The sequence below is a fragment of the Bacteriovorax sp. PP10 genome (genome assembly GCF_035013165.1).
GTDB lineage: Bacteria > Bdellovibrionota > Bacteriovoracia > Bacteriovoracales > Bacteriovoracaceae > Bacteriovorax > Bacteriovorax antarcticus.
This window is the reverse complement of record NZ_JAYGJQ010000002.1, coordinates 750,785-762,401: the sequence shown is the minus strand read 5'-3', so window position 1 is coordinate 762,401 and position 11,617 is coordinate 750,785. Positions and strand designations below refer to the sequence as shown.

The 11,617-nt window shown below is 37.8% G+C and carries 11 protein-coding genes; 6 read left to right on the top strand and 5 right to left on the bottom strand.

Going from position 1 to position 11,617, the window contains the following annotated elements; all coding sequences use genetic code 11:
• Positions 1-8 precede the first annotated feature (8 nt).
• Complete coding sequence (locus SHI21_RS13610; protein WP_323577183.1) at positions 9-2,246, bottom strand: AAA family ATPase; 2,238 nt, start codon at positions 2,244-2,246, stop codon at positions 9-11.
• 622 nt (positions 2,247-2,868) lie between these two features.
• Here SHI21_RS13610 and SHI21_RS13605 point away from each other — a divergent pair.
• A complete protein-coding gene (locus tag SHI21_RS13605) occupies positions 2,869-3,183 on the top strand; it encodes a helix-turn-helix transcriptional regulator (RefSeq protein WP_323577182.1) in 315 nt (104 codons plus the stop codon).
• Between the two features lie 2 nt (positions 3,184-3,185).
• Here the strand turns inward: SHI21_RS13605 and SHI21_RS13600 are convergent, their stop codons facing one another.
• Positions 3,186-3,917, bottom strand: a complete 732-nt coding sequence (locus SHI21_RS13600; protein ID WP_323577180.1) for a S1 family peptidase — start codon at positions 3,915-3,917, stop codon at positions 3,186-3,188.
• Positions 3,918-4,095: 178 nt separating this feature from the next.
• Between SHI21_RS13600 and SHI21_RS13595 the strand changes: the two genes are divergently transcribed.
• From SHI21_RS13595 to SHI21_RS13585, 3 genes are all read left to right on the top strand, one after another.
• Positions 4,096-4,449, top strand: coding sequence for a DUF4156 domain-containing protein (locus SHI21_RS13595; RefSeq protein WP_323577179.1), 354 nt, complete (start codon positions 4,096-4,098; stop codon positions 4,447-4,449).
• Positions 4,450-4,576: 127 nt separating this feature from the next.
• Positions 4,577-5,842 (top strand): outer membrane protein, encoded by a 1,266-nt coding sequence (locus SHI21_RS13590; protein ID WP_323577178.1) that lies wholly within the window; start codon positions 4,577-4,579, stop codon positions 5,840-5,842.
• A 53-nt stretch (positions 5,843-5,895) separates the two neighbouring features.
• On the top strand, positions 5,896-6,387 hold the full coding sequence (locus SHI21_RS13585) for a hypothetical protein (RefSeq protein ID WP_323577176.1): 492 nt from the start codon (positions 5,896-5,898) through the stop codon (positions 6,385-6,387).
• Positions 6,388-6,393: 6 nt separating this feature from the next.
• On the opposite strand, the gene SHI21_RS13580 is transcribed toward SHI21_RS13585, so the two are convergent.
• On the bottom strand, positions 6,394-6,822 hold the full coding sequence (locus tag SHI21_RS13580) for a cold-shock protein (RefSeq protein WP_323577175.1): 429 nt from the start codon (positions 6,820-6,822) through the stop codon (positions 6,394-6,396).
• Between the two features lie 247 nt (positions 6,823-7,069).
• Here SHI21_RS13580 and katG point away from each other — a divergent pair, with 247 nt between their 5' ends.
• A complete protein-coding gene (gene katG, locus SHI21_RS13575; protein ID WP_323577174.1) occupies positions 7,070-9,235 on the top strand; it encodes a catalase/peroxidase HPI in 2,166 nt (721 codons plus the stop codon).
• Between the two features lie 33 nt (positions 9,236-9,268).
• On the opposite strand, the gene SHI21_RS13570 is transcribed toward katG, so the two are convergent.
• Positions 9,269-10,882: an ATP-binding protein gene (locus tag SHI21_RS13570; RefSeq protein ID WP_323578342.1), complete on the bottom strand. Its 1,614-nt coding sequence runs from the start codon at positions 10,880-10,882 to the stop codon at positions 9,269-9,271.
• On the opposite strand from SHI21_RS13570, the gene SHI21_RS13565 reads away from it, so the two are divergent.
• Positions 10,821-10,991: a hypothetical protein gene (locus tag SHI21_RS13565; RefSeq protein WP_323578345.1), complete on the top strand. Its 171-nt coding sequence runs from the start codon at positions 10,821-10,823 to the stop codon at positions 10,989-10,991. The two genes, SHI21_RS13570 and SHI21_RS13565, sit on opposite strands and share 62 nt — an antisense overlap.
• Here the strand turns inward: SHI21_RS13565 and SHI21_RS13560 are convergent.
• Positions 10,969-11,595, bottom strand: a complete 627-nt coding sequence (locus SHI21_RS13560) for a response regulator transcription factor (RefSeq protein ID WP_323577173.1) — start codon at positions 11,593-11,595, stop codon at positions 10,969-10,971. The two genes, SHI21_RS13565 and SHI21_RS13560, sit on opposite strands and share 23 nt — an antisense overlap.
• Between the last annotated feature and the right edge of the window lie 22 nt (positions 11,596-11,617).

The window sequence follows — 11,617 nt, the reverse complement described above, 5'->3', positions numbered from 1 at the left end:
GTTTCAATTTAACCAAGTCTAATCGGTTTACTCACTCCTTTCTTATAACTCACCTCCATTTCCAACTGGCCAATCAAAGTTTCAATTGCCACATTTTCCATAAAAGCATTCTTTTGATAAACAACTTTAAAATCGCCAGGTGTTAGATAATTAATACCCATAACTCGTTTTTCAAATTCCATAGGCATCGATTCTTTAATATATTTTCCAAACTGTTGTTGAAACATACGAAGCTTTCCGTCATTACTTAAGTAATCAAACTTAATTTTAAAGTTAAATCTTCTCATACTCGCTGGATCCATCATTGATGAAAAATTTGTCGCACAGATTAAAATCCCTTTGAAGTTTTCCATCTGAGTTAAAAGCTCATTCGTTTCTGCGACAGAATGTTCAGAAGAATTAGCTCGATCTGTGAAGAAAGAATCGGCCTCATCCAAAAATAAAATTTTTCCTTCAGCACTGGCCTCTTTGAAAATAGCTGCAATATTTTGTAAACTCTCTCCATACCATTTTGATCTTATATCACTTAATCGTTTCACAAGAAGCTCGGCACCAGCTGTTTTTGCCAGGAATTTAACAAACTCAGTCTTACCAGTCCCAGGTGGACCTTGAAGTAAGAAATTCATATTCTGAATATCCGTATTCTTTTTATCCGAAATATATTTCAAAAAATGTTGAACACTGCTGACAACTAAATCCATATTCATATCACAATTTAGGAGATCCAATTTGTAATGTGAGTTAATCATGGAGATATCAGTGGATAACCCAAAAACAAATTCCTGATGTTGCGCCAAGAGTGCATCAATTCTTTGGATTTTATCCTCTTTAGAAATCAATTGAGGCATTGCCATGACATCTTGAATCGCCAGCGAAATACCACCGGCATTCACTTTATATTTTTGGGCCAGCATTTCAATCTGATCGTTCGAAATAAAATCAATCTTTTCTTTATTAATGATAGTTTCCCAGATCTTCATTCTCTGTTTAACAGTAAAGGTTTTAAATTCGATTGAATAAGAAAATCGTCTTTTGGTTGAATCGTCTACTCCGTTGACTCTGTTCGAAATCCAAATAATATTATGTTTCGAACTCTCCAACAAATAGTTAATCCATGCTTTTTTATCGCCACCTTTTTCCACTTCACAGTTCCAAAAAGCATCACGCACGTTCACGATATTATCACATTCATCTACAACAATAATTGTATTTTTTGGATCAAGAATATTTTGAGCAGCAACAATACCACTTTTTCTAAAATTCAGATCTTCTTCGCCATCATCATCATTTTGTCCAATATAATAAACTTTCATTCCTAATTCAGTACCTAGGAATTTAGAGAACTCAGTTTTCCCTGCTCCTGGAACTCCATGCAAAAGTATATTCACTCCTTTGTCAGACCTGAGGAGGTCTTTTGTTGATGAGATCATATCGGCACTTACCAAAAAATCATCCTGCTTCAAACGATTAGTATCCTTTTCAAGCTTGAAAAAAGTACTGATAATATCTTCTTCACCAAATCCAGCTAGAAAGCTTTCTATTCTCGTATTCAACCCTACAGATCCATTGTCTGTCTTCTCTTTAGTAAGGATACCAGATCTCACTAAGTTTGATTTTTTATTAAGAAGCGTTCTTAAACTTGCGGGTGTGTAATCGAAAAAGCGATACAATACTCTAGCTGAACCATTCATCCTTGAAAGACGAAGCCCCAGATGCGTGAAAAAGCTCTCTACGCGATCATCTACTGAAATTAGATAGAACAAAGTCACAAGATCTTGTTCTTTTTGATTCAACATAAATATTGATGCAAGTTTTTTTAAATGCTTTTCATAAACAGAAGTGCCTCTATAATGATTTTTTCTAGATATCGTTTTTCCTATTTCTTTTATAAAACGTGATTTAACGTTAGAATTTGCCTCTATCAAACTCTCTATTTTATATCCCCATGTCTCTGTATCTTTATAAGATTCTTCTAACTCCTCTATTTTATCTCTTAATCTAGATTCTCTATATTGATAAGAAGTTTCCTTCGAAACATTTTTTAATTTCTTTTTAACTCCTCTCCTCTCAATAAACTCATTCAAATCTTTTATAAAAAAATCTGTAAGAGTTTTAATCTCTTTCAACGTCAATATCTGATGAACCAATGTAAAGAATTCATCTTCCATTCCATTCTTAGTTTTTTTCTTTATATTTAAAAGTAAGTACTCTGCTATCTTTTTATTAAGATATTTATCGTTATTCATTTAGTGCTCCTATTTGATTTGATCAAATCTTACCTATCGGTAGTCTCAAAAAATGAGATCGCCGAACATCTCTGAATTATTTACAATACACATTTTCAAGTCGTTGATAATCAAACAAGAAGTAACAGAGACACAGGAGATTAAAGCTAGGATAGCGCACTTAACTTTAAAGGCTTATCAATAGATATAAGGAAAAGTTGTCATCTTTGATGTCATTTTTTTTCATTCATTTTCCTCTCCCTCCTAATAATCAAATGTTTAACTTGAAAACTTTAAAAGGATGCATGTAATTGTTCCTTTTAATAAATTAATTGACCAAGTACTCATTTTCGAGTACCATTACAAGAACCGGCCAGCATGGATGTAATCCTCAGCAAGAAAGCTCAAAAAGACATTATTAAAATCCCATTGCAAGTTCAGAGTAAGCTTTTTTGGTGGATCAAATCTGTAATGAAATTTGGAATACAACAAGTTCGACTTAATAAAGGCCTTCACGATGAACCTCTAGTGGGAAAAAGAAGAGGCCAACGCTCAATTAGATTAAATAGAGCTTATCGGGCCATATACATAGTAAAACTCAACGGACAAATTGAGTTTGTTGAAATTATCGAGGTAAATAAACATGACTATTAATAGTAACGAAACCATTGCTTTTTTTGAATCACTGTTGGGTGGCCCATTAACATTTGGTCAAATGATTCACTCGCTAAGAACTACAGATGAAATTTCTCAAACTGACTTAGCAAAAAGGGCTAAAGTTTCGAAAGGACTAATCTGTGACATTGAAAAAGGTAGAAGAGATGCATCGATTGAGTTAGCTGTAAAACTCGCAAAAATTATGGGCTACCTTCCTGAATCATTTGTTTCGATCCTTCTTGAAGAACAAATCAGAAGAGCAAAATTAAATTTTAAAGTAATACTGGAAAAGGCCGCTTAGCCTTATTTTAATGAGACTAGATTAACACTTGGTTGAACATCAGTTTTAATAGTAAACACAGCTTCAGTATCACGCTTCGCAATCTGCTTTGCAAACATACTCAATTCTTCAGACCCAATGATCACATTTAAATTCTGCCCACCACGAAGAATCCCAACAGCGATCCCTAGAATCTCTCCTGACTTACTTAAAACCGGAGACCCTGAACTTCCAGGAGAAACTGCAGCTGTCGTAGTAAAACCCTTAAAGACGATATCTTTCCCGTTATGATCTTGCCCTGGAATCAAAACATTTTCAGAACTCACAATACCTGAACTGATAATAGGATTTGATAATCCTTGCGGGTGACCTAAGACATATACATCTTGTCCAACAACTGAAGGCGCAATCGCTAATTTAGAAAAAGCTTTAATGGCCTGAGGTTCTACACTAATCGCACAAAGATCAACTCTCACTGAGCAATGAATAGAAGTGAATTTAGTAATCTGTCTTCCGTCTTTTAAAACGATAACTCTAGGAGCATCCCACTGATTTGTTTTTTTCTTGAAGCTTCTAATCACGTGGCGATTTGTCAGAATTAGTCTTGGAGTTACAAAAAAACCAGTACCAGTAGCGTTCAGTTTTGAATGGATTTGAACCACTGATGCTGAGTAGGTATTGAAAATATCAAAGGCCGTCTCTGAAGCAGAGAGCTGGCTTGAAACAAGAAGAGTAAGTAGAATTAGGAATTTCATTTAAGGGTTAGATATCATTCGCCTACTATGATGGCACTTACCTCTATATTTTTTACACCCTAAGATGAGGTCGTTTTCAGAGGCGTTTAAAGTTTAAGCACCTGATAATTATTTCCAAAAATGCTCTCCGCCCCCTCTTCCCGTGATATTTTTTAAAAAACCTTTCTATGGAAGACTCATGAGACTATTAAGCATTATGTTTTTGATGATCACTCTCTCGTCATGTGCGAGTACATCGGTGACTCCTGAATCGAAGAAACTAATCATTATCAATGATGTTAAATATGCCCAAGGCTGCACACCTGTTGCGCGAGTTTTTGCAAGCTCTTCAAATCTTCTTAGTGGTGGAAATCCACTCATGGGATCAATTGGAAATTCAAATTCATTAACTCAGTTGAGAAATCAAGCTGCTAAATTCGGACAAGTACTTTATATCTACAAAAACAAAGAATCTGTTATCACTGGATCAGAACGAGAAGGAATTGTCTTTAAATGCCCTCCTCATATCGTTTTTAAGTCAGCTGCTAAATAAGCATCACTGGCCCTCAACCTGCACTCTAACCCCTAAGACATTTAATACTTATTATTTATCACAACTTAGATACCTCTAACTGTTGATAGTTTATACACCTGTGTGAAAACACTACGAATGGATGCAAATGAAGAAGTTACTGCTCTTCTTACTATTCACAACCCTTCCAAAGGCCTACGCCTTTGACTGGAGCCTACACAGGTCAGTAACGGCACGTGCACTCTCGCCTATAGGTTTTTCCATCAACACCATCGATCAGATCTCAGACGCAAACATCTATATAGACAGACAAGAAGGCAGCAACCCGGCCACACACGCCGACAGCGAATCCTTTGAAGCTGCTTCAGCACTTATGCGTTCACGCATGAAAATAGCGGCCACTGCGATAATCAGCGGAGACATGAAAACCGCAAGGGCCAATTTCGGATACATCACTCATACTGTGCAGGACTTCTACGCCCATACAAATTACGTCGAATACATGCCCGGAAAACCTATAGACCTTTTAAACCTTACTAACCCCGCAAGCTACGTCACTTGTTCCGCAAAGAACATGATGAATGGCCTTACAAGCGGCTATTACCCAGACTCAACGACACCTGCGAGGAAATGTTCACATACAACTCTGAATAAGGATGCTGGCGATGCTACTTTAGCTGGAGCGAAAGCATTGAAATATGCCGAAAGAGCGACGGCAGAAATGTACGGAGTATTAGAGCAGCAAGTAATCTCAATGTCTGCAGACCAAGAAAAGGCAAACATTCTTCTGGCGCGCTTCAGAGGCGAAGACAGGCAATATCTCTTTGCAAATAATGATGTCGTATCTTACACGGGCTACAACGAAACTTTCAAGATCACACCTTTTGTTGGTATGACCCAATATAGTAGTAACAAATTTGACTATGAATCCACATACACTGCAGGCATTAGGGCCGAGACAAGAATCAACGAAAGATTCGTAACAGGATTTGGACTCACGATTAGTTCAATGACAATAAAAGAAGAAGTGATTTCCCAATTTGATTATTCAAGTTATGGAGTTGATCTCTACACTAAGATTTATCTGCTTTCAGACCTAAGGTTTCAACCTTACATTGGTGCCGGAGCTGGATATTTAAAAAGTAATCTTAAACATACAAGCTATATGCAGGTCAATGATAACGACAGTGACATGAACACTTTAAATGGTGAAGTGATGGGTGGAATAGATTTGATGTTCACAAGAGGTATCGGTTTCAACTTCGAAGCAAGATATGTCAGGCCATTTTCAACTTCTTCATACACTCCGACTTATGCACAAACATATTCCCAATACTCGACAGAAAAACTGGCGCACGATATTGGTAACTCTGGTCACTTAGTATTTGCGACTGGAATGATTGTGTCTTTTTAAGATCCTCTCGCTATCCTCTGGCCCATTTTTTCATTGTAGATTACACTTAGATCATGAAAATTTCCTTCCTTCTCACAACGCTGTTATTAATAGCTTCACAACCCTCTTTTGCTGACTTCGGCGATGGAATTGCAAAAGTTATATTTCAAAAAAAAGTTGATCAAGTTTATCAGAAAGCACTTTTATGCTCTCCTCTTGAAAAAGATCCTAAATCTAAAATGGATGTGAGAGATTGGATTAAAATCCAACCTGATCTTCCATCATGGCAAAAATTAGCCGATATCGAAACGACTGCGAATGAAGCAAGAAATTATGCGAGAAAGGAAAGCGGCAACGATAAAATCCGTCACTGCTTAGCTGGATGTTATGTCGCTAAAAAATTAGATTATCCGTCTGCTGTTTTAGTTGGATGGTTTAAAGAATTGGCCGATGCAAGTGATTGCTCGAAGAATACTTCTTTTGAAAAGAAAGATTACGATGCCACCATCCTTGGTGCTCGCGCTGGAAGCGCAGATAAAAACTGCGAGAGTATTTGCAAGAAATAAGAACGATTAGACAGACTCTGATTCTACAATCCTAATATGAATCGCGCACAACCCTTTTGGCCCTTCGCTGATTCTAAACTCAACTCTATCTTTATCGTAAGGCACTCCATCAGTGCATGCAGACTTATGGAAAAATAAATCATCCATTTCTTCGTCAGGCTGGATAAATCCAAATCCTTTTTCAATATCAAAGAAATTCACAGTTCCTGAGAATGTATGTCTATCGTCTATCTTCTGTTTACGAACAACTTCTTGAATCTGTTTTTCATCCCAATTGATTTCATGAATCTTAACGACTTTTTCGCCTTTGTGGATTCTCTCAAGTTGAGCAATAACTGCATCTTCACTCTTGCTATCTACAAGCATATCTTTTCTGTTACGATTCTTCGTTTTCGTCATATCGTATTTTACAAACTGAACTCTTACCTTTTTCATCTATTTCCTCATCATTATTTAAAAGCTGTATATCAAACTTATGTGATAAATGGAAAATTAACTCGGCCCATGTAAATATGACTTTAACGCCCTATCGCTACCATAAGTCTGCTGGCACCTTACAGGGCACCTTACAGCACCCTACGCAGGGAGTTACCATCGAGAACATCTATCGACAACTAAATTTAAACTATTTGATATCCCCCAATATAGTCCCTATAATTTGCTAAAAGTTATGGAGGATCATATGAGTAACAACCCAATCAAAGACGACAAATCAAGAAAACACCGCTCAAACAAAGACTGGTGGCCAGAGCAACTCAATATTAGTGTTCTTCACCAACACACTTCAAAATCAAATCCACTAGGAGAAGATTTTAAATATGCTGATGAATTTAAAAAGCTAGATCTCGATGCAATCAAAAAAGACATCAATGTTTTAATGAGAGACTCACAAGACTGGTGGCCTGCAGATTACGGACACTACGGTCCTCTATTTATCAGAATGGCATGGCATAGTGCTGGTACTTATCGTACTGGAGATGGCCGTGGTGGTTCAGGATCTGGAAGCCAAAGATTTCCACCACTGAATAGCTGGCCTGACAACGCCAACCTGGATAAGGCGCGTATGCTTCTGTGGCCGATTAAACAAAAATACGGAAAGAAAATTTCATGGGCAGACTTAATGGTCCTTGCAGGAAACTGCGCTCTTGAATCAATGGGCCTTGGCACATTCGGATTCGGTGGTGGACGCGTTGATATTTTCGAAGCTGAAGAAGATATTTACTGGGGCTCTGAAGATAAATGGCTTGGTGATACTCGTATCACTGAAGATAAAAAAATGGATGATCCTCTTGCTGCCATTCAGATGGGACTTATCTATGTAAACCCGGAAGGACCTGGTGGAGTTCCAGATCCAGTTGGCTCGGCCCGTGACATCCGCGAAACATTCGCTCGTATGGCCATGAACGATGAAGAAACAGTTGCGCTTGTAGCTGGTGGACATACATTCGGAAAAGCTCACGGTGCCGGAGATGCAAAAAATGTTGGTCGCGAACCGGCCGCAGGAACTTTAATTGATCAAGGTCTAGGATGGAAAAATGCAATGAACACTGGTCATGGTGTTGATGCCATCACAAGTGGAATTGAAGGTGCATGGAAACCACATCCTACAAGATGGGATCAGGGTTACCTAGACACGCTTTTAAATAATGAATGGGAGTTAACAAAATCTCCAGCTGGTGCTCATCAGTGGAGACCAAAAGATCGTGCAACTGACACACTTGTAGAAGATGCTCACGATCCAAAAAAGAAACATGCTCCGATGATGACGACTGCAGATATGGCACTGAAGATGGATCCTATTTACGAGAAAATCGCTCGTAAATTTCATGCGGATCCAAAACTTTTCGCTGAAACTTTCAGACGTGCCTGGTTCAAGCTTACTCACAGAGATTTTGGGCCAAAAGTTAGATACCTTGGGAAAGAAGTTCCGAAGGAAGATTTAATTTGGCAAGATCCGATTCCAAAGTGTGATTACACGCTTGAGCAAAATGATATCAAGATACTTAAAGAAAAAATTCTCGCTTCAGGATTGTCTGTTTCAAGACTAGTTTCTGTGGCGTGGGCATCTGCCTCATCTTTTCGTGGATCTGATAAACGTGGTGGAGCTAACGGAGCTCGCGTGCGTTTAGAACCACAAAATAAGTGGGAAGCAAATCGTCCGAAGCTTTTAAAAGAAGAATTAGAAATTCTTGAAAAAGTTCGTAAAGACTCTGGGATAAAAGTTTCTCTTGCAGATATGATTGTTCTTGCAGGATGTGCGGCCGTTGAAAAAGCAGCGGCAGATGCAGGGCATGCGACGACTGTTCCATTTAGAGCTGGACGTATGGATGCATCGGCGGAGCAAACAGATGCTCATTCGTTTGAGCCTCTTGAGCCGATTGCTGACGGGTTTAGAAATTATTTGAAGCAAGTGTATAGCTTAACTGCAGAAGAGCTGCTTATTGATAAAGCACAGCTTTTAAAGCTGTCTGCGCCTGAGATGACAGTGCTTATTGGTGGGATGCGTGTACTTGGGGCCAATAGTGATGGATCTAAGCATGGAGTGTTTACTGATAAGATTGGTGTTCTGACGAATGATTTCTTTGTGAATCTTTTGAATATGAATACTAAGTGGACTCCTGTTGATGATACTGAGCAATTGTTTCAAGGGACTGATCGTAAGACAGATGTGAAGAAATGGACTGCGACGAGAGTTGACTTGATTTTTGGTTCGCATGCTCAGCTTCGTGCGGTTGCAGAAGTTTATGCTTCAGCAGATGCAAAAGAGAAATTTGTGAAGGATTTCGTGAAGGCCTGGGTTAAGGTGATGGAGCTTGATCGTTATGACTTAGATCCGTCTTACAAATAAAGATTTTCGATAGGCCCCTCTTTTTGAGGGGCCTTATTTTATTTCAAAAGAAACAACCGTTCCTTGATTTAATGTAGATTCTATAAAAAGCTCTCCCCTGTGCAGACTCAAGAAATGCTTTACAATCATTAGTCCGATTCCAAAACTCCCAAACTCTGATTGATTCTCATTAACAAAGATAAATGAAGAAGAAAGATTTCTTATTTTTTGTAATACATCTTCATTCATTCCCACTCCTCTATCAATAATTTCAACTTTCACGACTTGATTAGAAGAATATAAATTTACTTTTATAGACTGAGCATTGTTAGTAGCTCGAATGGCATTTGTAAGTAAATTGCGAATAACGGAAGCCAGCATATTTGAATCCCCTTGACCGATTAAAGGCCAGGAGTCGGATTGAAAATCGATTTTTATATTTTTCATCTTACAAAGACTACTTTGTTCCTCGATGCATTCTTTAACTAAAGTGTTCCATTCGAAATCTTTATTAATCACTTCGAAATTATCTTTTTGAGACTTAACCCAACTTAAAACATTTTCCATGAAGCCTTGTGATGCACTCGTTGAAGTTGTCAGAAGATCAATCTTCTCCTTCATTGAAGAGTCTATAACATCTTCATGCAGAGAAGCTGAAACCAGGGTTTGGGCTTCAATTTGTCCCATAAAATCATGAGTGATTAGCGAAAGAAGTCTTGCTTTAAATTCTAAGTTTTCATTCAAGCGCTTTTCAATACTTTTTTGCACTGTAATTTGACGAAAAAAGATAACTTGCCCGGAAGAATGCTCTACATCTGTTTCTAATTTTTCTAAGCTTAGGTTAAAGAAATGCTTTTCTCCATTATGATCTAAAAGAGCTATTTCACCTTCCACTAAATTGATTTGAGGAAGGGCCTCGCATATCTTTCTCCCTGGAAGATTATTGAGATCGAAAAACCGTCCTGACGTTTTATTGGCCATACGAATTCTTTTATCACCATCTATAACAATAACGGGATCTGGAAACTCTTGGAAAACTCTCCCTAAAGCAAGTGTGGTTACATTTAAAAGTTTTAATTTCACTGTAGAAAAAATGATTCCTAGTAAACTGATAAAGAAAGTTCCACTAGCAAGCATTAACCAGCGCATAGGTGGATTAAAAAGCACGCAATAGATATCAACTGCCGCAGCAAGTACACTGCAAACAGTAAGGATAATAATTTGATGACGTCGTAGTCCTTTTTCTTTAAAGAAAAGATAAACGCCTAAAGCAAGAGATGCTGCTACTAAAAACATCGCCCAAAAATAATGATATTGAAACCATGTACCGTTATCAAACTGCAATACAGTAAATTGATCTATTCTTAGGGAAGAAAAATCTTTAAGAATATAATCTCGCCATGATGGAACAATTGTCAGCACTGTTGAGATTAACCCTGGAGTAAAAATAATGAGCGAAGTAATCGGTCGCTGTAGCCATTTAGGTTTTTGATAAATAGAAGATAAAAACATTAACCAACTAGGTGCTAATAATCCGAGTGTGAGAAATCTCATTCTGGAAAAAATAATTTGAGTTTCTATATCACGGGCAATGTAGACGCCCAGGGTGCAAAAAGAAACAACACAGAATGAGCTTACTAATATTGTTAACCAACGAATCGAAGGCATCTTCCAGGAACTAGCGACAAACCCAATGGTCGCAAAAGCGCCCACAAAGACTAAGATGTTGCATAATAAAAGAACTATCGGGACGGTCATCGATTTACTTCTTTTTTAAAAAACCAGGCTATCATTTCTGAAGAATTTCTTGCGCCTGACTTATTCATAATACGCATACGATAAGTTTTAATTGTCGATAATGAGCACGACAATAAATCTGCAATCTCCTGGCTAGTATGACCTCTCGACATTAATTCCAGGACCTCATACTCTCTCGGAGTAAGAGGAAATCCTGATTCCACCTTTAGTAACCCAGCTACGGATGGATCAATATAAACACCAGCTTTACCTTCCTCAAAAAAATTTATTACTTCGCGAATGTTTTGTTCAGAATTAGATTTTCTTAGAAGGCCATGAATATTCTGCTTTAGAACTTGCTGAAAAAGGGCAGGGTCATCTGCTCCTGTTAGAACGACAAACTTGCACTTTTTACTAAGTGGAATAACCTCTTTCAAGACATCAAGTCCTGATTTTTTAGGTAGTCCTAAATCAAGTAACATAAGATCAGGCTCCTGCTCATGAAACAAGGCCAGCCCTTCTTCTCCACTAGAAGAAAGTCTGGTTCTGATTTTTTCATTTAAGATTTTTTTGAGAAGACTCTCTATACCGACAGCACTTATATAATGATCATCACAAATAATAACGTCGGTAATAGAATTCATAAAAAAAATATACCTGCATGAG

What these genes read in the sequence shown, in the direction of transcription:
- SHI21_RS13610 (WP_323577183.1), bottom strand. Translation starts at nt 2,246, where the DNA reads ATGAATAACGATAAATATCTTAATAAAAAGATAGCAGAGTACTTACTT.
- SHI21_RS13605 (WP_323577182.1), top strand. Translation starts at nt 2,869, where the DNA reads ATGACTATTAATAGTAACGAAACCATTGCTTTTTTTGAATCACTGTTG.
- SHI21_RS13600 (WP_323577180.1), bottom strand. Translation starts at nt 3,917, where the DNA reads ATGAAATTCCTAATTCTACTTACTCTTCTTGTTTCAAGCCAGCTCTCT.
- SHI21_RS13595 (WP_323577179.1), top strand. Translation starts at nt 4,096, where the DNA reads ATGAGACTATTAAGCATTATGTTTTTGATGATCACTCTCTCGTCATGT.
- SHI21_RS13590 (WP_323577178.1), top strand. Translation starts at nt 4,577, where the DNA reads ATGAAGAAGTTACTGCTCTTCTTACTATTCACAACCCTTCCAAAGGCC.
- SHI21_RS13585 (WP_323577176.1), top strand. Translation starts at nt 5,896, where the DNA reads ATGAAAATTTCCTTCCTTCTCACAACGCTGTTATTAATAGCTTCACAA.
- SHI21_RS13580 (WP_323577175.1), bottom strand. Translation starts at nt 6,822, where the DNA reads ATGAAAAAGGTAAGAGTTCAGTTTGTAAAATACGATATGACGAAAACG.
- katG (WP_323577174.1), top strand. Translation starts at nt 7,070, where the DNA reads ATGAGTAACAACCCAATCAAAGACGACAAATCAAGAAAACACCGCTCA.
- SHI21_RS13570 (WP_323578342.1), bottom strand. Translation starts at nt 10,882, where the DNA reads ATGCCTTCGATTCGTTGGTTAACAATATTAGTAAGCTCATTCTGTGTT.
- SHI21_RS13560 (WP_323577173.1), bottom strand. Translation starts at nt 11,595, where the DNA reads ATGAATTCTATTACCGACGTTATTATTTGTGATGATCATTATATAAGT.